This is a genomic window from Treponema sp. R6D11 (assembly GCF_054786075.1).
The window spans coordinates 1-582 of sequence record NZ_BDHD01000719.1 but is presented as its reverse complement, the minus strand read 5'-3'; the positions used below and the strand labels follow the sequence as shown (position 1 = coordinate 582).

At 48.1% G+C, this 582-nt stretch carries 1 protein-coding gene; it reads left to right on the top strand.

Features of this window, described 5'->3' with window-relative positions:
- Positions 1 to 582: prephenate dehydratase domain-containing protein (locus ACYVTD_RS15690; protein WP_461248627.1), on the top strand; the 582-nt coding region annotated here is incomplete at both ends.

Sequence of the window (582 nt, the reverse complement as noted above, 5' to 3'; positions counted from 1 at the left end):
ACGCGCTACAGTGGCATGTCAGGGAGTGGAAGGCGCATACTCGCAAGCCGCCTGCGACAAATTGTTCTCTCCTGCGGACATTACATACTTTACCAGTTTTGAAGGAGTTTTTCAGGCAGTAGACGGCGGCTTGTGCCGCTACGGTGTAGTGCCGCTTGAAAATAGCACCGCAGGCTCCGTTAACGAGGTTTACGATCTTATGAACCGCTACCGTTTTTATATTATTCGTAGCTTAAAACTGCCTATAGCCCATACGCTGTTAGCGACTCCCGGCGCGAAGTTAGACGACATAAAGGAAGTGTTTTCGCATGAACAAGCTATCCGCCAATGCAGTAAATTTTTAAAATCATGGAACGGCGTAAAAGTAACAGAGTGCGCAAACACGGCATTGGCGGCAAAGCGGGCGGCAAGTTCCGGTCGTACGGACGTAGCCGTTATTTCTTCGCGCGATTGTGCCGAATTGTACGGCTTACACGCTCTTTCGTTTAACATTCAAAAGCCTGACCTAAAATGGGGCGACTTTCCAATTTGTTCATATTTATTCCGTGCGCGTAAAATTTTGCGAGTACGCTGTACAAAGAG